Origin of the sequence: Photorhabdus sp. S10-54 (genome assembly GCF_963878145.1) — a bacterium.
Classification (GTDB): Bacteria; Pseudomonadota; Gammaproteobacteria; order Enterobacterales; family Enterobacteriaceae; genus Photorhabdus; species Photorhabdus kayaii.
The window spans coordinates 1-24070 of sequence record NZ_CAWNXG010000059.1 but is presented as its reverse complement, the minus strand read 5'-3'; the positions used below and the strand labels follow the sequence as shown (position 1 = coordinate 24070).

Below are 24070 nucleotides of genomic sequence, written 5' to 3'. Positions count from 1 at the left end.
ATGGTCAAACAATGTGATTGTGGGGCACCAAGCCAAAGAAATAAGCTTAAGAAAGCCAGCTGGTGTGATGATTACCGTGCAAAAGTTTTCTTTGGCTGAATATCAAACAAAGTATGCTCGCGCCCTGCAGTTATTAGTAGAGCAATACTCAGTGATACTTTTAGGGATAAAACGGAATTATCAAAATCACTGGCAATTTTTTCTATGGCATCACAAGTTTCTCCTACTTTTGCCCCCATTATTGGGGGCTATATTACTGAGTATCTGCCGTGGAAATTTAATTTTATCGCGCTAGCCATCATGATGTTGTTAGGTGCGATTTTTGTCAAAATGACACTGCCGGAAACATCTCCGATGAGACCAAATAGCAATGGTAGACTGGCTGGTTTTCGAATTTTATTATCAAATGTTAATTTTGTTTTATACAGTGTTGTCTCTGCTGTCTTGTTTGCCATTACCATTGGTTATTTTACTGCTAGTCCTTTCGTATTCCAGACCCAATTTGGGTTATCGTCATCACAGAACGGATATCTGTTTATAATCTATTCTGCTGGAATTGTAATAGGCTCATTGTTAACAAAAAAAGGTTATCACACGCTACACCCGAATATATTCTTAAAATATCTTTGCCATTATTACTGTCATTCACGGTAATAGCGCTCATTTTTATTCACTTCACTCAGATATTATCAATTGGCTTCATCATTATTTATAGTTTTGCGATAGGGTTGGGGTGTGGGCTATCTTCCCCTTTATTACTCGGGATAAGTTTATATGGTCATCCTGAATTATCAGGAACGGGTAGCGCTTTGCAGGGGGCACTCAAAATGGCCGGGGCAGCTATTATATTATGGTTTTTCTCCAGTGGTCATACAACGACTGCGACTGGCTTGATGTGGGGACTTTTTGCTCTTGCTCTGATTTGTTTCATTTTAATAGTTTGTACCCAGTACTGGGTGTCTGAAACAGAAAACTGACGTTTGTAGAACATATATGGAGAGAATATGGATCTTAAAATAACGGGGCGTTGGGCTGTTATATGTGCAGCCAGCGAGGGTCTGGGCTTTGCTTGCACAGCAGCGTTAGTTGCAGAAGGTGTAAATGTTGTTATTAACGCACGACGAACTGAACAATTGGAAATGGCAGCGCTACAGTTGCAAGAGATAAATTCAGCCGTGTCGATAAGATGGATATCGGGTGATATAACTCAACCGGGGACACAAAAGGCAGTATTAACAGCTTCACCTATGGTAGATATCCTTATCACAAATGCAGGAGGGCCGCCAACAGGTCATTTTTCTGAATGGAGTCATGATATATGGTATCAGGCAATTAACACCAATATGCTTACACCAATAACCCTGATCCAAGCAGTGATCAATAAAATGGCTGACCGTAGTTTTGGGCGCATCATCAATATTACTTCTGGTACAGTTAAAGCACCTCAAAATGAGTTGGGATTATCAAATGGAGCACGAGGAGGGCTAACAACTTTCGTTAGCGGTTTGGCAAAATCTCATTTATTGATGAGAAATAATGTCACTATAAACAATCTATTACCCGGAGCATTCGAGACTCAGCGCCTGAGACAAACATTTAAACAAAAAGCATTAAGATGTGGTGATTCACCGGAAAATATGGCAATGCAACGTAGCCAGAAAATTCCCGCAGGAAGATTTGGAATTCCAGAAGAATTTGGAGCCTATTGTGCATTTTTATGTAGTACCCATGCCTGTTATATAACAGGACAAAATATTCTTATCGACGGGGGTGCTTATCCCGGTGTCTTTTAGAGAGCCTGCAAAATTCAATTATCATGAAGCTGTATGATTGCTTTTTCAGCCCTATCAACATGTTACAACGGCAGAGAATAATACAAAGCATGGAGTATTTCACCTAAATGATGTCATGAGTTTTCAGAACAGTGAACGTGAAATTGTGACAGGCACCTTGGTGTGCCTGAGCAAAAAATCAGTCACAGTTCATACTGAAAATGGCATTCACTGAAATGCTGCGCCGCAATTGAGAACGCTGGTAACACATAACCGTTTTACCTATTTTTTATTACGTCATTTTTATAGTTTTCTTCGTAAAATAACAATGAAAAATCATTTTAACACCCACTTGTTAGTTATATAAAAGCTTTAATGGCCCCGTATTATCACTTTTAAATAATTGTATCAGGTTAGATAAACGTAAAATAATCGGAGGATAACATCACCGATAAATGTATTAAATATAACAGAGAGTCAGCCGTTTTTAACCACTCTGTATTTCTTTAAAATCTGGCATTAATGAAGCACCTATTTTTTCAATCCTTAGCTAACTAATCACCGATAGAAAGCAGCTTGCAATTATCCAGACGTGAAAATGCAAGTAAAAAGATAAGCTGAACCATGTTAAAGAGATGATAAACAAAGCCTGTAACAGGTAAATAATTCTATTTTCCATTTCGTATTTAACAATCCTATTTTTATTAAACTGATACTTGTTTTTTTCATTTTTACTTTAATAATCCTATGTTACTTTTCTATCCTTAAAAAACAGAGAGTAAATGGTGCATTACTGGCATTAAAATAAAAGCATATTTCTTTAACCATCTTTAATGCTGTTAATCTGGTTAACCTAAAAGTTCATCTGCTTTCTTTAACGATTATCTCTGATTTTACGTAAATTTCTTACAGCCATGTAAAATAAACTTAAAATCTGCTTTTCTTGATTTTTTCTCTTTCAATGCCAATATAGCATCGAATTTTTTATCCGCTGAAAAAGAACCTTAACTATTTCTTGTTACTTTTGATGATTAAATTTTTCACTTGTTTTTTCATAATACGCTTGCCACTTTTTTCCCGATTTTAAAACCACACTGACAAATAAAAAATGGCTTTTATCAATACCTGCTTTATCACATACAGATAAAACATATCCAATCTCAGGGTAATATTTCTCTTTATTTATAATTTATCCAGATATCACTTCACTTTTAAAATCACGATCCCTTCCTGACTATCTGATACTACAAACACAATAGCTTAATTAGTTTAAAACCGGAAAGCTGTTTAAAAATAAAAATGTTAACTAAAGTTGACACAACTGTGTTTTATACCTATAATCAAAGTATAGATGGGGATAAAAATGGAAATTAAAAGCACAAGTATTTTTAACCAATGGATAGATAAATTGAAAGATACCAGAGCAAAAGCAAAAATACAGGTCAGGATTAAGCGATTGTAGTTTGGTAACTTCGGTGATGTAAAACCAGTCGGAGAAGGAATATCTGAATTAAGGATTGATGAGGGAAAAGGGTATCGGATTTACATTACCTCACATGGAGAACAATTAATTATATTATTGTGTGGGGGTGATAAAAGCACACAGTCAAAAGATATACAGCAAGCAAAGAAAATAGTTAAAGAAATTGAGAGGTATTTATGAACAAAGGAATCGAAATCAGCAACTATGAAATTGCGGAACACCTGAAAACAGAAGAAGATATCCAACTGTATTTAGAGGAGGTGATGAAAGAGGATAATCCAGCCCTGATATTATCTGCATTGGGAGATATTGCCAAAGCCAGAAATATGAGCCAGCTTGCAAAAGAAGTGGGTATAAGCAGGGAGGGATTATATAAAGCCTTATCAGGAAAAGGAAATCCAACTTTTACAACTATTTTGAAAATAGTGAAAGCGCTTGGATTAAGATTTGAGTTACAATCTGCTAACGTTAATATTTAAATTTAAGCTTTGGTATATTGGTCACCTTTAAATCTTTAATGATAATCATGGCGTGTTTTTTTCTGATTGTCATGATGACTTTATACAAGTCGTCGCAGCAAATATTAGCAACGTGGGTATACAGAAAACTGCGCCTTATTAACCTTCCCCTGAAAGATGAGGTTTTAAGGCGCATTTGTATAATATAAAAGCGATAAATCTTTTCCCTATAGCTAGGGCAAAACCGAAAAAACACCGCGATATGGCGACTGATTAATCCGCAGTAACCAGTTCCAATATTTGCTGTCTGACATGCTCGAAAATGAGTTCGCCTATTTCCGCACTTGAACCGGATGTTTTGGAAAGAACGCCTCTTGTTGAAAATTCTTTTTTAATCGGTACTTGATAGATCCCAGCGCGTGGCGGTTTATCATGATCAGGTCGCTCCGCTCTCACTAAATCGGGACGCAAATGCAACATTAAACTCGTTTCTGTTAACCCTGCATGCTCAGCGTGCCAACCGGGAAAATCAACTAAATGTTCACGAGTCCAATCATCAGATACCAAACTCCACCAGCTAAATACGATAACGGAACGATCGTTAAAATGTCCCTCCGCCCGTAATGCGTCTACCGCTTCGAAAATAAAACCTTCATTCTCAAAATGACCATTAATGATCACCAGTTGCTTAAAGGGTAATGAGCACAAGCTCTTAATTGTTCGGCTGATATAAGCGGTAAATGTTGATCCATCCAGGTAAATAGTACCAGGAAATTCAAGTCCACCCCCACTTTGTGGCAATGATCTGGCAGACACTGGCTGTACCGGCAAGGTGAATCCATTAATATCCTCCGCCAACACGCGAGCAAAGGCTTCTGGGATCACTGAATCCACATTCAACGGCAGATGAGGCCCATGCTGCTCAATCCCGCCAATCGGCCATATCAATGTTTTACCTTCAACCGCGGCTAAGACCTGCTCACTGGTCAGTTCCGCAAATTCTCTAATTTTATTATTATTCATGATGTTATCCATTTTCCTCATACTTTTTCTGACGTCATAACTTGCGTATATTCATGAACAATGCGCTGCAATGTTTTATACATATGCCGATGAAGCGCGGTGTAAACCTGCACCGTATTCGCCCCTGCCAGTAGGTATTCATGAACATCATTACCATCCTGTACGCCTCCCGACCCAAGTATTGGAATCGTCACCCCTCGCTTACGCAGGTTATAAATAGCGGCAAGCACCATTGGTTTGATCCCTGGCCCAGAGTATCCGCAAACCCCATTAAGCAGCGCTTCGCCATTCTCTGTGTCGAATGCAATGCCTGAAATGGTATCGCTCAACGTTATCCCATCAGCCCCCCCTTCTACCGCAGCTTGAACACGCCCATACAAATTATCGCCAAGCGAGAGTTTGACCGCAAAAGGGGTGTCCGTTCGCTCTTTCACTGCTTTGGTGTAGTTGAATACACGTTCTGGTGTATCTCCCGTGAAGTCATCCGCATGCAAGCATGAAATGCCTAACTCCAAAGGGGCATCGGTCACTTCCGAGATACGAACAGCCAATGAACCTAACGCCTCAGGTGATTCAGCATGGATAGAAACTATCACCGGAAGTTGTTCTTCCTTAAATTCACGGAGAAGTGTTAACCAATAGTCAACGGTTTTCTTCGAATACGTCGTATTGTTCAGCATCCCTGTACTGAATAAATAGGTCTTTTCTGTATGCAATTTTTCTGAGCGCGGGTAAATCGTTTTTGTCACGACTGCCCCTGCGCCGTAAGCGATAAACTGGCGAATATTTTTAGCTTGATCAGAAAGCAAACCCGACCCAACAATAATTGGGTTTTTTATCTTCATTCCTAAAACATCATAGGTTGATTCAATAACTCGATTTTCCATCGTAACTCCACAAATTACCCATTCAAGCAAACTCGCTATTAACCCGCCTTTCAATTCAATAGAAAGTCAATAGAAAGGCGGTATATCCTCAAAAAGGTGATCAATAGCTATTCAACTGCAAGATTCCTGAAAATCTCGCCAATCTGTCCCGGATTTTGACGAAAATCGTGAATATCCAATTTCGACAAATTGCAAATATGCTCTAATCCCTTTAACAAATGACTACCACCATTCACAATCGGTAGTTGAGTGATTAATAAGACGGGCCGTTTCAGAGCAGAGGCCCAACCAAGTTCAATATGTGTACCGTCAGTACGCAGTAATTCATCACCTTGATGAACCGGAAGAATGGGCATGAAAAAATCACACTGCCGCATCCATTGGAAATCCCGTTTCGATACCATATCTGGCGTATAACTGGGTGTATCAATGCCAAATTTCTCAGTCAAATGCGCCGAAAATACATTACCATTCAGTGCCTTCACCGTCTTAATCGCCAGTTGGATAGTCGTTCTCAACTCCTCATGAAAACCGTTATCACAAATTGCAAATTGAATCGGCCCACCAATGAAAACACTTTTATTTGCCAACGGCATAACGTTCCCCTTAATTTTCATTACTCAACAGACTATGAGCCGTCGTTTCAGAGCATCGAACTCAGCACAGCCAGAAGATAGGATGCTTAATAATTCAATAAGTTATTACTCACAACAGGCCAGTTTGCTCTAGCTATATCGAGGAAGCAGGTTGTTTTCCTCAAGTTCATCTAAGCTATCTACAAATGCCAAATAAACTTTTTCCAGATGAGTATCATCATGTGCATCGGATATAAACCAGCAACGCCATTCCCAGATATAAACCCCTCTCATTAACAGGTTGTAGTAAAGCAAATCCATGTTGTCACGATGCATTAATCTAAAAAATGAGGAAAACGATCTTGCCTCGATAGGAACCCGACGGCTTAAGAACAGTTGGTTCAAACGTGAAACAAACGATTCAGTACGCTGAGTCAGTGCCTTGGTAAAAGTTTCCCCTCGCCTCTTGATCTCCTGCAAAGTGGCTTTCGCAGCGGTCATGCAAAGCGGATGTTGAAAATAGGTCCCACCAAAGAATGTCGGCTCCGCTGCGGGGAAACTATCATCGTTGAAATTCCAGTTTCCACCGTCAATCGAATCAAGCATATTCTTCCTACCCGTAATGACGCCCAGAGGCATTCCACCACCTATCGTTTTGCCATAGGTCACAATATCGGCCTCAATGCCGAATAACCCCTGGACACCCGCTGGATGAGATCTGAAACCTGTCACGATTTCGTCAAATATCAGCAGAATATCTAACTCCCTGGTCACTTGACGCAAACGTCGCAAATAATCTGGATTACTCAATCCTGGGTCACGCGTGGGTATAGGTTCTACCAGCACCGCAGCGATATCGGTTCTATTGGTTTTGAGAAACTCAATGGCCTCATTGGAGCCAAACCCAAACACCGAAACATCAGCAACCATATTTTCAGGTATACCCACCGAAATGGGTTTTGTCGCATTAACTTCATCATATTCACCAGCTCTAGCCAGTACGGCATCCCAATGTCCGTGGTAACTGCTAGAAAAGAGCACAATATGATTACGACGAGTGAGCGCTCGTGCTGCCCGAACCGCATTCATCACTGCTCCCGTTCCACTATTGACGAAAGCAACGCGATCCATGCCAGTAATCTCTTTGATAAGTTCAGCCACTTCTAAACCTATCTCATGCCGAGTTCCCAAACCAAAACTGTTGTCTATTTGCTGAGTGAGCGCTTTAACTACAAAAGGTGGGCTATGACCAAACAAATGCGCACCGAATCCCATCGTCATATCAATGTAATCATTACCATCAATATCCTTGACAACAGGGCCGGCAAACTTGGTGCAGACAATCGGGTAAAGTAGCTCTTTTATGGAGGGCTTAAAGCCAATTCCAGAACGGCTATCTGCAATATTTTTACGTACCGCTACCGAATGAATTTTTGATTTAATCGTTCGCTCGTTATATTTAGATATGAATGAAGCCAGATACTTTTTTCTCTCCTCAGATTCAATCGATGGTGCGCTTCTTGACATCCATTGGAAAAAGCGTTCTTTCTTAACCGGTGGAATATTTGGCGTATCGGATTGTTCAGACCTTTTTTCTTGATCAGCCAAGGCGGGTTGAGTGACCGAATGGTTATCTTCCATAACATTGTTTTTATCCGCCATAACATTGCGTTTATCCGCCATCAAGATATATTCACTGAGTTGACGAACCGTTTGTAATTCTGCGAAAAATTGCCGCACTGAAAGTTTTATACCAAATCGTTTATGGATGGGCTCCAATGCTTCGAATAACAAGAGTGATTCCGCCCCCAATTCAACCAACGGTATTTCTAGTTTTATCTCTTCTTTCGGTAAACCAAATGTTTCTGCAAAAATAGCGATTATTTCTCTCTGAATAATTTCAATATTACTCATATCAACCTCACTTTCCTCAAAATGAAGACGATCTCTACCGGTTTTACAGCTCAGATTGCCGTTCTTTCAAATGGATAAGTTGGCAGCGGGAGCCGTTTACGATATTCGCTCTGGTAAAAAATATCCCAATTGATACTTCCCCCGGCCTGCCAGACAAAGGCAGGCGAAATAAACATCTCTTGCAGTTCACTCAATTGAGGGGTCACCACTAGGGCTTTATTTAGCAGGCCCGATATCAGTTCACGGATATCACGTGCGACAATCACCTTGCGTATAGATAAATGTCGTCGGCCACGTTGTAAGGTAAATGCCACATCAGCGATATTCGTTTCTGGATACTGTTCAAGATATTTCACTAAATCCAAAATTTTTTGCGCTAATGCTGTTTCAGTACGTGCACTCAGCGGGATCAGATGTGCTGCCGCCAGGGAAGGTATGTCAGGCTTTCTCTCCGGTGGTTCGGCAACGACAACATGAACATTTGTACCACCGATCCCGAACGAGCTAACACCAGCAATTCTCGCCGCCTTATCGTTATCCCAATCTCTAGATTCAGTAGGCACATAAAACGGCGATTCAGGCTCCCTCAATTCAGCACAAGGAGATTCACAATTCATTGACGGAGGAATAATGCCTGAATTGACAGCATAGATGGCTTTTATCAGCCCAGCGATACCCGAAGCACAATCAGCATGACCAAGATTGGATTTAATCGAACCTAAAGCACACGATCTGGCCGATACGCCGGCAAATACCCGTCCTAGCGCCCGTAATTCAATCCCATCACCAACAGGTGTGCCAGTACCATGCGCTTCAATCAAACCAATCTGATCAGCTCGGACATCAGCCGCCGCAAGCGCACGACGGATCACCTGCTCCTGACCTGAAACCCCCGGAGCACTATAACCCGCCTTGACAGACCCATCGTTGTTGATTGCCGACCCTTTGATAACCGCTAAAATCGGCTCACCATTAAGCAAAGCATCCTCCAGACGGCGTAATACCACGAACGCGGTAGCATCAGAGAAAATCGTACCGTCAGCTTTCTCATCGAACGCGCAAACTCGTCCTGTCGGAGACAATATCCCCCCCGCATGGTAAACATAACCAACATGAGCGGGATACCTGACACAAACACCGCCTGCCAGCGCCATGTCACTTTCACCTAGCAATAAACTGTTGCAAGCCATATGCACAGCCACTAGTGAACCTGAGCAAAAAGTGCCTACGCTGACAGCAGGCCCCAAACAGTTGAGCTTATACGCCACACGCGTTGCCAAAGCATCTACAGAACTTCCACCAAATAGCAGCATGGCATCAGCAGAAGAGTGGTTCAGTGTCGGTACATCGGCTTGCCAGGTACTCCGACGAGAACCGATAAAAACTGAACAGAGCCCTGCGTCTGCCCCGCTGGAATAACCGCTAAGTTCAAGTGCCTCATGGCAAACCTCCAGACAAATCCGTTGCTGAGGGTCCATTTTAGAAACTTCTCTCGGCATCATTTGAAAATAACTGTAATCAAATGCTTCTGGATCTTGCAGGTACGCACCACGCGGAACGTAATGCAATCCGCCTTCACCTGCATCAACGCCCCGATTATGAAGTTCTTCATTGGTATAACTCGAAATCAGTTCCCGCTTCCCTAAGATCGCATCCCAAAGATCTTGACTCGAATCCGCATTAGGAAAACGTCCAGCTATGCTGGTAATCGCAATATCTGTTGAATAATGCATTTGTATTTTTGATTTCATGCTAATTCCCTTTCCCGAACACGTTGGTCTTGCCGATCCGCGCTATAGCACGCCGCCTTGATTGCGCTTTTTCTCTACTTGCATCGCAAGAGACGCCACGGTGCTCGATTCGAAAAGATCAACCATAGATACCGCAACATTAAAATGAGCATTAACTTGTCGCACCAACTCAGCCCCAACCAGTGAATCTCCCCCTAAATCGAAAAAGTTCGATTCATGATCAACCGCGCAGCGCAGTACACCACGCCAAATAGCTGTCATATCATCGATAATGGATTTATTTGATGCCGAGGGAGATACCATTGCAGTTTGCGCCGTATCCGTTTGCAATGAATTCTCCACAATATTATGCAACCGCTCATTCAAAGGTACGGTGGAGACAGCAAAACGCGGCTCTGCATGGCATGCCGAGAAAATAATATCCAATGCATTAACAACATCAGCATGGCGTAAAGGGCGAGCACGATTGACGCTGTATTTGAAGCTATTTGACTCATCCCAACCCTCCCATCCATCCCAATCAATGGAGAAATAGGGTTTATCCAAATGGTGGGTTGAGGCAAATGCGGCACAAGCTTCGTTTGCCGCAGCGTAAGGTGCAAGCCCCAAACCACCCGCGAAAACCGACAAAGATGAGGTAAAACAACCAAACCTCAGAGGACGATCGGCAAATATTTCATGCAAAACAGCAGCCCCTTTTAACTTCGGCTGCATCAACTTTTCCCAATCATGATGAGTCGAATTTTGCAGCCACTGGATTGTTGCCTGACCAGAAAGCCCGGCAGCATGGACAAAACAATTAGCGGCCCCCAGCCGAGATTCCACACGGGAAAGTTCTGCCAGCACACGGGCTTTATCTGTCACATCGGCAGTAATCACTGCAAAGTCCGCCCCCATCTTGCGCAATTGCGTTATTCGTTGGCTCTGTAACGTATCAGATTGGGTGAAATCTCTGGGTGTCTGACCGAGCAGGACAAGCTTCGCGTTGAATTTGGTGACCAGATATTGTGCAATGCCAAAACCAACCGTTCCTAATCCTCCAGTCACTAAACAGATCATGTCAGATGAAAGATTTTCGCTAACAACTGGACTCTGAACGTCAAAATAGCGTTTCCAACGCCAACCTTGACGCATAGCAACCGCATTCTGATCATGAGCAGTAAAAAGTTCAGCCACGATATACTGGGCATCCTTAAGAGAGTTAAGTTCTTTGACCGGTATGTCGATAACTTTCACTATCATGCCAGGCAATTCCTGGTTGATCGCCGAAATGGAGGCCAGCGCCGTAGCCCGTTCAATACTCCGTGGTTCGCTGCCCATCACGTCGATAAAACCGGGTCCGATCAATGTTAACGAAATGGCTTTATTTCCCACTTGAGAAAACGCTTTTACCCTATTAAACAGCGTAAATGGGAACCGATCTTCCCCTACTGGCACTTCATCCACTGACGGGATATCACCCAAAATGAAGAGGATATGATCGGGTGTAGGCGCTTGTTGTGCCTTCAACCTTAGCATCAAACTCTGAACACTGACGGGATCGTCAACGTCGACGATGTACTCTGTTTCATCAAAAGCAGTTTCATCGAAATCAGTTTCATCGAGAGAAGTGACACGATTTTCATGCACTTCAAACACGTTTTGCCCCAGATCACGCAGCACATCCGCGATCGGACACATCTTTTTATCGCTGTTATCGTAGAAAATCAGCCAGTTACGCTTAGCCACCGATGATGATATCGGCGACAAGCGCTGCGTTCGTTTCCAACGTTCAACATAAACGCCGACTGACTCATCGGAAGCCTCAGAGCTTGCCACAGGTTGACTAGTGCCAGGTTCTGGTTTGTACTCTGTTAATGTTGAATCTGTGTACCAGCAGCGCCGACGTTGCAAAGGTTGAACCGGTAGTGGAATACGTTGAACAACTTCCCCATCTCGCAATATCGACCAATCTATCACCAAACCACGTTGCCAAAGCTTGCCGACCAGTTTGACTAAAGCCGAGTCGCGCTCTTCATGGAGAGTATCCAAACGAATAATATTTTCAGGATTTACAACGATTTCAGAGAAACTATCAGGCGAATGGTCCAAATCTAATATCACATCATTTGCTGATATGACTTCATTCTGCTGCTGTAAGCTCGGCAGCGCACCATCAATCAAGATAGCTTTCACATTATTGCCATCAATCATGCCGTGATGTTTAGACCAAAAACTTCCGGGCAAAGCTATACCACGCTCAGCGAAATGTGGTGTCACATTTCCTAGCAACTTATCAGCAATTTCAGGCAATGTCAGCATGCCTAACGAGCAAGCAACAGCAAGGTCGTAACGACTATCGGATATGATGAATATTGGCGTCGAAATCATCTTCCGCCAACAATTGATCGCCGCAATTATCGCCACAAGATTGGCAATTTTTCCCTTATCGCCATCATTTATTGTCATTTCAGTGATATCGATTTTACCGATGTTATGGGAAACATCTGTCGGCAATGCAGCAAGCAACCTATCCACTTCTTGCCAATAACCAGGTATCTGCACTGATAAAGCGGATCGAATAGCAGGACCAAGCGCAATCACCAGACGTTGTGGTTCAGAGACTTGTGCTGTGACGGTGAAATCTGTATTTCTGATACCGTCAATCAACATCTTCACATCTTTAGCATATAAACAAGCTCTGTATGGCTGGGCTGCACGACCTTCCGCATAAGTAAAAGCCACTTCATCAATATGCGTATCGGGTTTAACTTCCAGCGTTCTTGCCAAATGAGTACTCAATGTGTTCAAGGCATTAGCACTGCGCCCCCCTAATGGAATAGCTCGCCAGATAACTCTATTTTTACCTGACCTTCGTACCGGCGCTTGCTCCAAAATCATGTGAACATTGCTGCCACCGGCACCAAAAGAGCTCACGCCTGCCCGTCGTGGTCCTTTCACCGGCCAGTTGATGGGCGTGGTATTGATAATGAAAGGGCTTTGCTCAAGATTCATAACAGAGCTGGCCTTGCTGAAAGTCGGATGTGGGGCAATCATGCCGGTCTTTAATGCCATTATCGTCTTGGCTAATCCAGCAAACCCCGCCGCCGCCGCTAAATGACCCACGTTAGCTTTAATCGATCCCAACGCACAAAATCTCTCACGATCCGTATTCTGGCGGAAAGCCTGACAAAGCGCGGCATATTCCACCGAATCCCCAAGTGGCGTTGCGGTACCATGTGCCTCGATCATCCCTAATTCATCCGGCCCAACATCAGCGAGCGCCTGAGCATCCAAAATGAGTTTTCGTTGCCCATCCACCCCCGGTGCAGCAAAGCCAGCCCGTGCTGAACCATCATTATTCGCCGCTGAACCGAGGATCACCGCATGGATGGTATCCCCGTTGCTAATGGCTTCATCTAATGGCCGTAGCGCCACCAACCCCGCCCCATCGCCAAAGAAAGTCCCCGATGCCTTCTCATCGAACGGTCTACAATAGCCATCCTCAGAGAAGATCATATCCTGCTGGTGAAAATAACCCGGTCGAGAATGGACATGTCCGGCAACACCACCGGCGAAAGCAATCTCGCACTCGCCAAGCAAGAGGCTTTGTATCGCCATATGCACCGCCGTTAGTGATGTCGAACAGCCGGTCAAAACAGCTACACTCGGCCCGTCAAAACCGAGTTTGTATGAAATTCGCGCTGGCAGATAATCCTTATCATTAGTCAGCATGAGCTCTGTTCCCATTAATGAAACCAGATCACACTCAGATTTAATGACATTGGGCAAATAGGTATTCATCGAACTCCCGGTAAAAACACCAATACGAGGACGTCGGAAAGGATTGCCATAGCCGGTCACTTCGGCCAGTTCCCATGCGCACTCAAGCAGCATTCGATGCTGAGGATCAAGCAATTCGGCTTCTCGCTGGCTGATTGAAAAGAAATCCGGGTCGAACAGATCAATATCCGGCAAACGCGAATCGACAGGAACATAATTTTTTGCAGTGAATATATGCTGAGCTACACCACAACGGATAAGCTCTTCCTGGCTATATCTTTTGGCAAGTATTCGGCCAGCAACAAGATTATTCCATAGCGCATCCAAGTTATTCGCCACAGGTAACCGACAAGTTACGCCAATGATGGCAATCGCATTCTCAGACATCTTGTTCCCCTTTCAGTGAATGAATTTGTCTCTCCTTCAATGCTTTTCTTGCATTCAACGTTTTTTGACGTCGCGTTTGAGAGGGTTTATCCGCAACTTCTACCAACACCATCGGTTGCAGAGGGCTTAAAAGATAATTAGCCAACTTCCGGATAGTTGGAAAACGGAATAAATCTGAAGGAGCCAAGGCACCACATCCCGGTAATTGCACGAGCTGTGCATAGATTTGCATCAGTGCCAATGAATTACCGCCAATATTAAAAAATGCGTCATCCAGCCCGACGGTTGATCTTCCCAACACTTCACACCAAATTCTCGAAATTTCGGCAAAAACTGAATCAACAGGTAACACAGGCGCGGGTCCCAACGAACTGATATCTGTCAATTGCCCCGCTTCAATCAAGCCATTTAATGCTCTTCTATCAATTTTGTTGTGAGCATTACGCGGCAATTCATCAGCCAGCATCATCCTGCCGGGCAACATGTAGATGGGGAGATAAGCTTTGAGATGATCACGAATAGCAGACTCTTCGGGAAGGTTATCCTTACTGACAGGGACGAATATTGCGACTAAGCGATTGAGCCCTTCGTGAGATTCAACGATGACTGTGGCGTCCGCAATAGCATGATGACGATTGAGGCAATCCTCAATCTCAGCAATCTCAATTCGATAACCAGAGACTTTTATTTGGTCATCTACGCGGCCACAAAAATGAATTCGTTCCCCATCCCAATAGGCTAAATCACCGGTTTTATACATACATCTATGATGAATATAGGGATCGGCAATGAAACACTGAGTAGTCAACTGTTCAAGACCGACATAACCACGAGCAACGCCACGACCACCAATGTAAATTTCGCCAACCTCACCCATCAGGGGTGTTTGCCTTGAAGGATTTAAAAGATAGACCGTTGCGAAGCTTAACGGTTTGCCAATGGGAATCACATTGTAGTCAGTTAGTTCTTCCGTTACCTTCTCCACAGTGGCGAAAATGGTTGTCTCTGCAGGACCATACATATTCCAAAATGTCCACTGCGCACTCAAATAAGGCCGAACCGTGGCACTGAGCAATGCTTCACCACAAATTACCCAATGCTTTATCGCATAAGCCCTTGGCCGATGCCGAAACTCAGATAATAGATTTTTCAAACCGGAGGGCGTCTGGCTGACAATCGTTACCTGCTCTGCTGCGACAAGATCCAGAAATTTGTCTGGCTGGTTCCGCAGATCATCAGGCACAACCACTAAAGCGCCACCAGAGCAAAGGGCACCCCAAAGCTCCCACACAGATAAATCAAAGCTGGCTGCATGGAACCAAGTCCACACCTCGCCAGGCGCGTGGGCCAAATATTCACTCATTGCATTCAAACAAGAAACAACATTGCTGTGCTCAACATCAATGCCTTTGGGAGTCCCGGTGGAACCTGAAGTGAAAACACTGTATGCAATCGAAGCGGGTGTAGAATGATTAAATGTACAGTGATCAAATGTACCGTACTCAGATTCAGTAGCCGTCATCGTCATCAGCTTAGCTGTACACCAATCATCTGGGTCAACATCAGCGTTAACAACAATAAGCTTCATCTCTGATTGCTCGACAATCTGCGCCAGACGTTGCTGTGGCAACCTAAGATCTAACGGTACGTACCCCGCGCCCGCACGCATAATACCAAGCATGACCACCACCGCTTCCGGTGAAGGTAACAATGCAACCCCTACGCGATCGCCAAGCATAACCCCATTTTGTATAAGCTGAACAGCGACCTCCAGCGACCAATGCTGCAAATCCAAATAAGTTAATGTATCGACACCATAACGAATCGCTACTGATGCCGCTTGTTGCGTCACCCATTGATCAAAAAGCGAAATAATGGTTTGATTTGACACTTCCGGGAGAGCATCAGAATTAATCGGACCAGATAGCAGATTGTAATCCTCTGATTTTGGTGCCAACAAAGTATTAATCTCTTCATCAGGCGCGGCGACAAGCGCTTCAACCACCAGCTCAAAGCGCTTTGCAAATATCTGAAGGCCTGAATGTGAGAAAAAATGTTTGTCCCCTTTAAGCTCACATCTTAATTGGGAACCGGCATCCACAAACATCAGTTCAATATCAATCTGGCCTTCCTGCTGACAAACCCTGAATGGGGAAATAGTCCGCCCCGCCCATGATACCTGAACAGAATCGTCAGCCATCTCCAGTGTCAACCAACGCGATTGCTCTACATGCCCTAGCATATTCACCATAGCCTGAAACAATGGGTTACGACCATCATTTCGTTCCACGGCCAGATGTTCGACCATTTGGCTGAGACAAAAATTTCGATTATCAAGGGCCGATAACAATCGCTCTTTCGCTGCCAATAGAAAATGGTGAAATGTCTGATCGACGGATAAACGTATGGGTAATACATTAAACAAACAGCCGATAATGTGCTGATGAACCGAGTGACGCATCGACACCGGCACCCCCATAACGATATCAACAGTTTTTGTCTCTCTGGCGATGTAAGCGCTCCATGCGGCCAACATGACCGTAAAGATCGATCCACCTATTTTTGAAGCAAGCCGTTTGATTTTTTTAGTTGTCTCTTCACCAATACTAAACAGGACGGATGACTTGTCATTAGCGCCTTTGCGCCAAAAACTATCCCATTGCAGCACTTCTGGCGGCTGCTTTAAACATTCACTCCAATAAGCTTTCGATTCTTCCGCCGCTTCACTTTGGTAATACTCTCGTTCTTTGACTGCATAATCCTTAAAATCCTCAGCGGGCGGTAACCAAGCATCGTCATCTTCGCCAAGTCCAGCCAAATAATAGTGTTCAAGCTGATCCAACATCAGCCCCAGTGAAGTAAAATCCGACACAATATGGTGAACACACATGAGTACAACGTATTCTTCCGCACTGACAACGTAGATACCGAAACGCAGACACGACGCTTTTTCTAATTGAAAAGGGATGGAATGAAAGTTTTGAACTGCATCTTCAAGCGCCTCCTGACTCAAGTTCGTTGCATCGAAAACCTCCAATGCCGGCGGCAAGTGTTCATTAATGACCAACTTTGGCTCGCCATTCACATTAACGAAAGTGCTTCTCAGGGTGGCATTCTTGGAAACGAGCTGGTTAACCGCATAGCGAAAAGCATCGATTTGAAACGATCCGTGAATACGGAATGCCATGGAAATATTATATTGGGAATCGCCAGGGGTATAATTGTCAATGAACCATAAAGCTCTTTGCTGCATGGACAGTAATTCTTCATCACCAATCTGTAGGCAATCTTTATACATAACGTGTCAAGCTCCATAAATACTTAAACAGTATCCCCACCCTCTGGCTAAGCCAGCCTCGTTACGGAGAGGGCAAAATTTGTGCTTGGTGTTACTCCATCAATCAACGGCTCGTCAGAAATAGCGTTTCAACTTTTCAGCCAATCAACAACGATCATGATCCAGAGAAAGGCTGTGCTCTACTTATGCAACCATAAAAGATGAAGAATGTCAGGTATGCTATTGATAAATAAATTAAAATATCTATTCAACTCCAGATTCTCCAATCATTTCTAACCAAAGATCCATTAAACGAGGCGGTAAAATTTGTAGATGGCAATCTGGTCTGGAAGAAATAGTGACTTCCATCGTATCGGCATAGATCTCTATATCCATGCTCAATGGTATCTCTTGCGCATCTTCATCGGGTTTCCCAATACGTATTTTTTCAGGTGACAGTTCATAACCAATAACATTGGGAGACCGTCGTTGATCACCAACGAAATTGAAAGAAATTGCAGGAAGCTCAGGCCATCCAAAGATGGAATTAGGCACAAAGTAAGTCGCAGCATAATCCGCCGCTTTTTCCATCGCATTATTGAATTCTTGTACCGTGTGCTGGAGGGTGCTATCCAACGATGGATCTGGATCAATATTAAACTTAATTGTGATTGGAAATGATACTGACCCGACAAGATTAGCCACCGAGGTTTCCCAATACCCCACAAAATGAGGACTGACCCACAACAGCATATTCAGGCTGCCTTTCCCAAAAACAGCCGCCAGCGCCTTTAACCAACTACCCAATAGCAAATCTGCAATACTGACACGATGTTGCTTAGCCAAAAGGCGTATCCTGTTTAAGGCTTCACCATCAAGTTGCCTGATTTCTGTGACGGCCTCAGACAATCTGCTAATGGGTAGTGACTCAACACGCCGCCCGCCGAGAATATTTAGGGTAGGTTGCTCAACTTGTTGTTCATCATTAGGGATAGCAGCTTTTACGATTTGCCGATGTTGTTCATACAATTCAGCACAAAATTGCTCATAATTTGTGGCATTCTCAAGCGCAAGGGGCTGACCATTCACTGACATTCTGTATGCCTTTGAAAGATCTCGCCATAAGATCCTGCTGGAAATACCGTCACAGACTAGATGATTGAATATCAATACCAATCTTTGATCACTGGCACAATTGCCATCAAACAGGCAGTAACGCAATAACGGCGGATTTGCCAAATTCATGGCAGCCCTAACCTCAGCAATGTAGTTTGATATTAAGCATCGGCGATCACATTGACTATCGGTTTGCTCTCTAACTTCAAAAACCTGATGCAATAATTCACTGCTAGGCGGTACGAAATCCATCTTCATATTCATCCCGCTACCGACAAACCGTGCTCTCAGAACAGAATACTTATGCAACAGATATTCAATCGCTACCTTAAGATGTGCCGGTGTCAATCGCTCCAAGGGCATTAATACTTCACCGACACACAACTGATCAACGCTCAGTGAATATCGCAAATCATATAATTGCCCTAACTGAACACGCATAATCTTCACCTTTCCATTGCAAGCCCTACGATTAAAACGTTGTGCAGACTCCACACTCTTCTGCATGCAAACTAGTCGGATAACACAGCGTTTACTTTTGACTACCAGAGAAAGCGAACATGCAGAGTAAAAAAACGGGAATTGATAGCCCGGCTACCCCGCATGGAATGATAATTAGCGTCATTTACTCAGAGACTAAAAACACAGTGACAATTTTAAAAGTAGCAATAAAAAAAGAAACCTCCACGAATCAATCCAAATATTTGAGCTGAACCAAAATAATTAATATATTATTACTATTAAATAAGTAATCTGGTTAACGTTGCCGATTTTGAAGTTAAGGTCAATACCTATTTCGTCTTCGTAAAAACGGTCTTCGTAAAAAACAGGATTTTACTCTGATAATTTGACGATTAATCAGATCACAAAAATCGGACTGAGTTCCCTTCAAGTGCTCTACTATTTCGAAATTTTATTTAAAAGGGGGGTAAAAAACGGTTAAAACTTTATACCGATTAAAATCATAAGTTAAAAAAATAACTTTTAATCACAGTTTAAAACCTGCCCCTGTTTTGTGAGTATTTCAATTAAAGGCTTTAGAATTTGATATTTATGACCGTACCTTTAATCGACAAGCTCCGGTCGGGCAACCACAATTAACCAAGTGCCCCTCCAGTGCGACAGGTATTCCTTGTATATTGAACAAGTTAGAACCTTCCGCAATAGCGCCGGTTTGTTTACAGGCGGGACAAAACACCGGGTCACCTTTACAGGCAACCGATAGTTGTTGGTTTACCAAACCGGAACCATTTAAAACATCGCCTCCGGTCGTTGTGGTATCACCTTTCAGGATAATTTTTTTTCCTTCCACTACACTTCGCATCATTTACTCCGTTATATTTTCCGTTTCTCGTATTAAATGCCAGATGGTTGTGCCCGGTTCTGCCCCTTCAACATCAAAAGACATCGCCCCCTGAGCAAAGAAGTACTGCTGACCCGGCAAGCTATCGGTTTGCCAAATCCCGCTGACCAGTGCCGGATGGTTACTTCTCAAAGGAGTCACCTGTAGCGGTCCACGATCATAACGGGCATACCAGGCTTGTGTGGAAATATCATCAAAATGACCCTCGCCATAAAAATGCAGTGAATCACCTTCTCCCGGAACAAAACGTATCGGACGTATCAGTTGGTTAATGGCAAAATAACTCTCCGGGACACTGCCCGGTAGCGGCGTTAAGTCCGGGTATTGACCGGCCCGGATCATCAGACCATTGGAGTAAGGGGTAATCACCACATCCGGGTAGAGGTGGCGGGCCAGCACATGACGTATCCAGAATTCCCCACCCAGTCGGTTTACAAATCGTTTAGACAGCAGGGTGATCCAGTTAATGCCACGGATGGAATTTCCATACTGTAATTTGGCTGTATGAACCGCAGAATTAACTTGCAATGCAGGGTAACGTTGCGCTAGCTGGTATTCTAAGGGAAAGTAGTCATGGTAATCTCTGGGCAGCACCAGACAATAACCACAGTCCCCACTGTCCGGTTCGAGTTGTTCACACAGAAAGTCCAGCCAGTCCATAAACTGGGTCATGCCCTCTTGCCCTTTTAGATAATCCCAAGGCAGTGTCAGGCTTAGGTAAGAGCTGCCATCGTCACCATCAGCTTCATCGGAATCCAGGTAACGCATCAGATAGCGAGGGGCTTCATAGAGATTTTTGGCGTCACTGACTACCCAACTAGAGGGCTGGTTTTTTTTCCGATTAAGAATACCTTCTTCGACTTTGGCAATATTTTCCGGGGAATATTTTTTTAATCCCTTCAGTGAATGACGGTGAAAACGCAGGTGAGGGCCAAACTCTTCGCGAAAGCGCCGGTAGCAGGCCAGAATACGTTGTTTTTTCTCCTGGGTGTAACCCTGTTTAAAAAACAGGGTAATTGAGAGACCCAGACGAGAAACAGTCAGCCCATCGCCATTGAGGAAGGTAAACGCGGTCAGTTGTGATTTCAACTGGGCAAAGTAATCTAAAGTTTCCATCATTTTCTCCGTGAATTATGAGGCGGCGGATAATCTGTTATTCCCACATATTTGCCGCTTCCCGTATCAGATGCCATACGGTTGTGCCCGGTTCTGTGCCTGGAACATCAAAAGACATCGCACCCTGAGCAAAGAAGTACTGCTGACCCGGCAGGCTATCAGTTTGCCAGATCCCGCTGACCAGTGCAGGATGGTTACCTCTCAAAGGGGTCACTTGTAGCGGGCCTCGGTCATAACGGGCATACCAGGCCAGGGTGGAAATATCATCAAAATGACCGGCACCATAAAAATGCAGGGAATGGCCTTCACGGGGAATGACCCGTATCGGACGTATCAGTTGGTTAATGGCAAAATAACTCTCCGGGACACTGCCCGGTAGCGGTGTTAAGTCCGGGTATTGACCTGCCCGGATCATCAGACCATTGGAGTAAGGCGTAATCACCACATCCGGGTAGAGGTGGCGAGCCAGCACATGACGTATCCAGAATTCCCCACCCAGTCGGTTTACAAATCGTTTGGACAGCAGGGTGATCCAGTTAATGCCACGGATGGAATGTCCATACTGTAATTTTGCTGTATGAACCGCAGAATTAACCTGCAATGCAGGGTAACGCTGAGCTAACTGGTACTCTAAGGGAAAGTAGTCATGGTAATCTCTGGGCAGGACCAGACAATAACCGCAATCCCCACTGTCCGGCTCGAGTTGTTCACACAGAAAGTCCAGCCAGGCCATAAAGCGAGCCATGCCCTCTTGTTCTTTCAGATAATCCCAGGGCAGTACCAGACTCAGGTAAGAGCTACTGTCGTCACCATCAGCTTCATCGGAATCCAGGTAATGCATCAGATAGCGGGGAGCTTCATAGATATTTTTGGCGTCACTGATATCCCAGGTAGAAAGCTGGTTTTTTTTCTGATTAAGAATACCTTCTTCAACTTTGGCAATATTTTCTGGGGAATATTTTTTTAGTCCTTTCAGTGAATGACGATGAAAACGCAGGTGAGGGCCAAATTCTTCGCGAAAGCGCCGGTAGCAGGCCAGAATGCGTTGTTTTTTCTCTAGGGTGTAACCCTGTTTAAAAAACAGAGTAATCGAGAGACCCAGACGGGAAACAGTCAGTTCATCGCCATTGATAAAAAGAAAAGAGGTCAGTTGTGATCTCAACTGGGTAAAGTAATCTGAAGTATCCATATTCCCTCCGTTAATTATGAAGCGGTGGCGAATGTCACACTCGCCAATATTGTCAGGACAGCAGCTAATGCGGCGGCACTGGCTGCTACTGCGGCAGCTAAAATTTCCACCAGTGCAATCAGCGCGGCAGCAACGGCAACGGTGACCAGGATAACAACGGCAACTTCGGCAATAATCACAACTACTTCCAGCATGCCTTCCCCCACCTCTTTTAATATTTGCATCCAGCTAATGTTTTTTAGCTCTTCCAGGGTGATATCTGAGTCCTGTTGCACAGTCTGCCATCGGGCTTTTATCTCATTCTCCGTCCAGGTCACGATTTTCCCCGTTTGTTCATTAACCCAGGAAAACGCGTAGCTGACTTGATGAGTGACCGGATCAATAATTTCTTCACATACCCACTTGCCGGCTTGATTGAACCATGTACCAAATTGGGCAAGGAGCTCCCGGGTACTGTCGCGGACATAACTCAACCCATTTTCGGCCAGACCCGCCACCTCCTGCCCAAGGACAACCCAGTCTTCATAGCTCGGTAAAAACGACCAACGGGAAGTACTGAGCAGCGGTGGATTTTCTGTCAGGGGTTGTGGAATGGTTCCCGGCACACCCTCTGCGGGAAGAGCGGGTAAAGCTTTATCATCAGGCGGCGAACCGGGCGGCAGCGGGGCCAGTGGTATCGGATTTTTATAGTGTTGGGAACCGGGTTGATAATGTTTTCGCCACGCTTCATCATACTGTTTTTGTTCCTCAGTGCGATTATCTATGACGCGCATTACACCAAAACGTTTTTCTGTCGCAATTAGCATATAATCCAATTCCTGATCTCTACTTAGATCATCCCCCGGAAATTTCACCTCAATCAACATTTTCAGATTATCAGGGTGCACAGAACCATCGAAGTAGGTGGCATTTCTGCCCGGCCAGCGAAGAGCCTCATCTCTAACCAGAATAATATCGGGGCGCCGAATACGTTTAACCCCAAATTTCTCCGCGTCTTCGGCAGAAGGCCGGGCAAATGGGTTACTGGATTGCGGCAAATTATCACCATAACGCTGCTTAGAGACTTGACTGGCCGCCAGCATGGGTAAAGGGACATCCTGCTCTCCTCTGATAGCAAACACCACTTCTGCTTTATAGGGCCATAAAAAGTCATGTTTAAGTTCTTCAACCTTAATCAATCCACTCATAATAATTTGATTAAGAAAGCGAATAGCGCCCAGCTTGGTGATAATCATTGCGGGCAAACGCAGAGCGTACTCAGCTTTTTCCGCCAGATAACAGGGGTCTTCATCGGCGGGAAAGACCCCTATTTCCATCGTGCAATTAATTGAGGTCACGGCCGGGCACATTTTACCGCTGTTGGATATTGTCATACTTATTTCTCCGTAAATTCCATCACATACTCTACCGGTGTGTTATCACTGGCACGGTATAAGGTTTGCTTCGGTTTCGGTGGGGTTTCCGGTGAACTCAGTTGCAGATTTTCTTCTGCCTCACTCTGTACCGTCATCGTTCTGCCCAGCACATCGGTTTTACCGGACAGGGTCTGACCGCCAGCGGTGGTAATGGTATAGGGGGTATGCGCCAGTGGTTTACCGCTCCGTTCACTGAGCAGGGTATAACGGGCGGAGTAGTCAAACAGCGCATCGGCGGATTTTCTTCCGGTAACATGGTCAGTCATGGTGATGCTGACGCCTTCGATACGGATATTGCCCATTGGGTCAATGACTATCTGCCCGCCTGCGTTCCCAATGGTGATTTGCCCGCTTTCAGAGTGCACCGTGATATGTTTACCCACAGTGATTTGCTGGTTATCGGTGATGTTCAGTTGATGACTTTTACCAATAGAAAGGGCTTGCTGACCTTTAATGGTCACCGTCTGATTTTGACCGACTTCAAGCGTCTGAAAGCCCTGCACGGCTTCATCATCATCGTTTTTAATTATCGCCGTGCGGTTATGCGCCACTTCTGTTTTCTGGTCATTACCTATCTGCGTG

The 24070-nt window shown here is 44.4% G+C and carries 16 protein-coding genes and 1 pseudogene; 4 read left to right on the top strand and 13 right to left on the bottom strand.

Annotation, left to right across the window (positions count from 1 at the left end; genetic code table 11):
* The first annotated feature begins 99 nt into the window (after nucleotides 1–99).
* From AACQ83_RS21425 to AACQ83_RS21410, 4 genes and pseudogenes are all read left to right on the top strand, one after another.
* Nucleotides 100–654, top strand: coding sequence for an MFS transporter (locus tag AACQ83_RS21425; protein ID WP_339366773.1), 555 nt, complete (start codon nucleotides 100–102; stop codon nucleotides 652–654).
* Nucleotides 655–1004: 350 nt separating this feature from the next.
* Nucleotides 1005–1793: an SDR family NAD(P)-dependent oxidoreductase gene (locus tag AACQ83_RS21420; RefSeq protein WP_112879517.1), complete on the top strand. Its 789-nt coding sequence runs from the start codon at nucleotides 1005–1007 to the stop codon at nucleotides 1791–1793.
* 1456 nt (nucleotides 1794–3249) lie between these two features.
* Nucleotides 3250–3435, top strand: a pseudogene (locus tag AACQ83_RS24760) (type II toxin-antitoxin system RelE/ParE family toxin); the annotation flags it as partial.
* Nucleotides 3432–3734, top strand: coding sequence for an addiction module antidote protein (locus AACQ83_RS21410; protein WP_112879516.1), 303 nt, complete (start codon nucleotides 3432–3434; stop codon nucleotides 3732–3734). The pseudogene AACQ83_RS24760 and the gene AACQ83_RS21410, both read left to right, overlap by 4 nt.
* 252 nt (nucleotides 3735–3986) lie before the next feature.
* On the opposite strand, the gene AACQ83_RS21405 is transcribed toward AACQ83_RS21410, so the two are convergent.
* From AACQ83_RS21405 to AACQ83_RS21345, 13 genes are all read right to left on the bottom strand, one after another.
* A complete protein-coding gene (locus AACQ83_RS21405; protein ID WP_112879515.1) occupies nucleotides 3987–4736 on the bottom strand; it encodes a creatininase family protein in 750 nt (249 codons plus the stop codon).
* A gap of 17 nt (nucleotides 4737–4753) precedes the next feature.
* The gene (locus tag AACQ83_RS21400) at nucleotides 4754–5623 is read right to left on the bottom strand and encodes a dihydroorotate dehydrogenase (RefSeq protein WP_112879514.1); all 870 of its coding nucleotides are present in this window, start codon (nucleotides 5621–5623) and stop codon (nucleotides 4754–4756) included.
* 107 nt (nucleotides 5624–5730) lie between these two features.
* The gene (locus tag AACQ83_RS21395) at nucleotides 5731–6219 is read right to left on the bottom strand and encodes a nucleoside 2-deoxyribosyltransferase (RefSeq protein ID WP_112879513.1); all 489 of its coding nucleotides are present in this window, start codon (nucleotides 6217–6219) and stop codon (nucleotides 5731–5733) included.
* A 129-nt stretch (nucleotides 6220–6348) separates the two neighbouring features.
* The gene (locus AACQ83_RS21390) at nucleotides 6349–8112 is read right to left on the bottom strand and encodes an aminotransferase class III-fold pyridoxal phosphate-dependent enzyme (protein WP_112879512.1); all 1764 of its coding nucleotides are present in this window, start codon (nucleotides 8110–8112) and stop codon (nucleotides 6349–6351) included.
* 50 nt (nucleotides 8113–8162) lie between these two features.
* Complete coding sequence (locus AACQ83_RS21385; RefSeq protein WP_240000884.1) at nucleotides 8163–9863, bottom strand: beta-ketoacyl synthase N-terminal-like domain-containing protein; 1701 nt, start codon at nucleotides 9861–9863, stop codon at nucleotides 8163–8165.
* 42 nt (nucleotides 9864–9905) lie between these two features.
* Nucleotides 9906–14012: an SDR family NAD(P)-dependent oxidoreductase gene (locus AACQ83_RS21380; protein ID WP_112879511.1), complete on the bottom strand. Its 4107-nt coding sequence runs from the start codon at nucleotides 14010–14012 to the stop codon at nucleotides 9906–9908.
* Entirely contained in the window at nucleotides 14005–17310 is a 3306-nt protein-coding gene (locus AACQ83_RS21375) for a non-ribosomal peptide synthetase (protein ID WP_112879510.1), read from the bottom strand. The genes AACQ83_RS21380 and AACQ83_RS21375 overlap by 8 nt, the downstream gene beginning before the upstream one ends.
* 243 nt (nucleotides 17311–17553) lie before the next feature.
* A complete protein-coding gene (locus tag AACQ83_RS21370) occupies nucleotides 17554–18846 on the bottom strand; it encodes a condensation domain-containing protein (protein WP_158537804.1) in 1293 nt (430 codons plus the stop codon).
* A gap of 610 nt (nucleotides 18847–19456) precedes the next feature.
* Nucleotides 19457–19729, bottom strand: coding sequence for a PAAR domain-containing protein (locus AACQ83_RS21365; protein ID WP_088374998.1), 273 nt, complete (start codon nucleotides 19727–19729; stop codon nucleotides 19457–19459).
* A 3-nt stretch (nucleotides 19730–19732) separates the two neighbouring features.
* On the bottom strand, nucleotides 19733–20884 hold the full coding sequence (locus AACQ83_RS21360) for a DUF3396 domain-containing protein (RefSeq protein WP_112879508.1): 1152 nt from the start codon (nucleotides 20882–20884) through the stop codon (nucleotides 19733–19735).
* A gap of 37 nt (nucleotides 20885–20921) precedes the next feature.
* Nucleotides 20922–22073 carry a DUF3396 domain-containing protein gene (locus AACQ83_RS21355; protein WP_112879507.1) on the bottom strand — a complete coding sequence of 384 codons (1152 nt, stop codon included), beginning with the start codon at nucleotides 22071–22073 and terminating at the stop codon, nucleotides 20922–20924.
* Between the two features lie 14 nt (nucleotides 22074–22087).
* Nucleotides 22088–23446, bottom strand: coding sequence for a VRR-NUC domain-containing protein (locus AACQ83_RS21350; RefSeq protein ID WP_112879506.1), 1359 nt, complete (start codon nucleotides 23444–23446; stop codon nucleotides 22088–22090).
* A 2-nt stretch (nucleotides 23447–23448) separates the two neighbouring features.
* The coding region (locus AACQ83_RS21345; protein ID WP_445260535.1) for a bacteriophage T4 gp5 trimerisation domain-containing protein at nucleotides 23449–24070 on the bottom strand (622 nt) is incomplete at its 5' end.

Excerpts from the sequence above, each read along its gene's own strand:
- AACQ83_RS21420 (WP_112879517.1), top strand. The coding sequence starts at position 1,005 with ATGGATCTTAAAATAACGGGGCGTTGGGCTGTTATATGTGCAGCCAGC.
- AACQ83_RS21410 (WP_112879516.1), top strand. The coding sequence starts at position 3,432 with ATGAACAAAGGAATCGAAATCAGCAACTATGAAATTGCGGAACACCTG.
- AACQ83_RS21405 (WP_112879515.1), bottom strand. The coding sequence starts at position 4,736 with ATGAATAATAATAAAATTAGAGAATTTGCGGAACTGACCAGTGAGCAG.
- AACQ83_RS21400 (WP_112879514.1), bottom strand. The coding sequence starts at position 5,623 with ATGGAAAATCGAGTTATTGAATCAACCTATGATGTTTTAGGAATGAAG.
- AACQ83_RS21395 (WP_112879513.1), bottom strand. The coding sequence starts at position 6,219 with ATGCCGTTGGCAAATAAAAGTGTTTTCATTGGTGGGCCGATTCAATTT.
- AACQ83_RS21390 (WP_112879512.1), bottom strand. The coding sequence starts at position 8,112 with ATGAGTAATATTGAAATTATTCAGAGAGAAATAATCGCTATTTTTGCA.
- AACQ83_RS21385 (WP_240000884.1), bottom strand. The coding sequence starts at position 9,863 with ATGAAATCAAAAATACAAATGCATTATTCAACAGATATTGCGATTACC.
- AACQ83_RS21380 (WP_112879511.1), bottom strand. The coding sequence starts at position 14,012 with ATGTCTGAGAATGCGATTGCCATCATTGGCGTAACTTGTCGGTTACCT.
- AACQ83_RS21375 (WP_112879510.1), bottom strand. The coding sequence starts at position 17,310 with ATGTATAAAGATTGCCTACAGATTGGTGATGAAGAATTACTGTCCATG.
- AACQ83_RS21370 (WP_158537804.1), bottom strand. The coding sequence starts at position 18,846 with ATGCGTGTTCAGTTAGGGCAATTATATGATTTGCGATATTCACTGAGC.
- AACQ83_RS21365 (WP_088374998.1), bottom strand. The coding sequence starts at position 19,729 with ATGCGAAGTGTAGTGGAAGGAAAAAAAATTATCCTGAAAGGTGATACC.
- AACQ83_RS21360 (WP_112879508.1), bottom strand. The coding sequence starts at position 20,884 with ATGGAAACTTTAGATTACTTTGCCCAGTTGAAATCACAACTGACCGCG.
- AACQ83_RS21355 (WP_112879507.1), bottom strand. The coding sequence starts at position 22,073 with ATGGATACTTCAGATTACTTTACCCAGTTGAGATCACAACTGACCTCT.
- AACQ83_RS21350 (WP_112879506.1), bottom strand. The coding sequence starts at position 23,446 with ATGACAATATCCAACAGCGGTAAAATGTGCCCGGCCGTGACCTCAATT.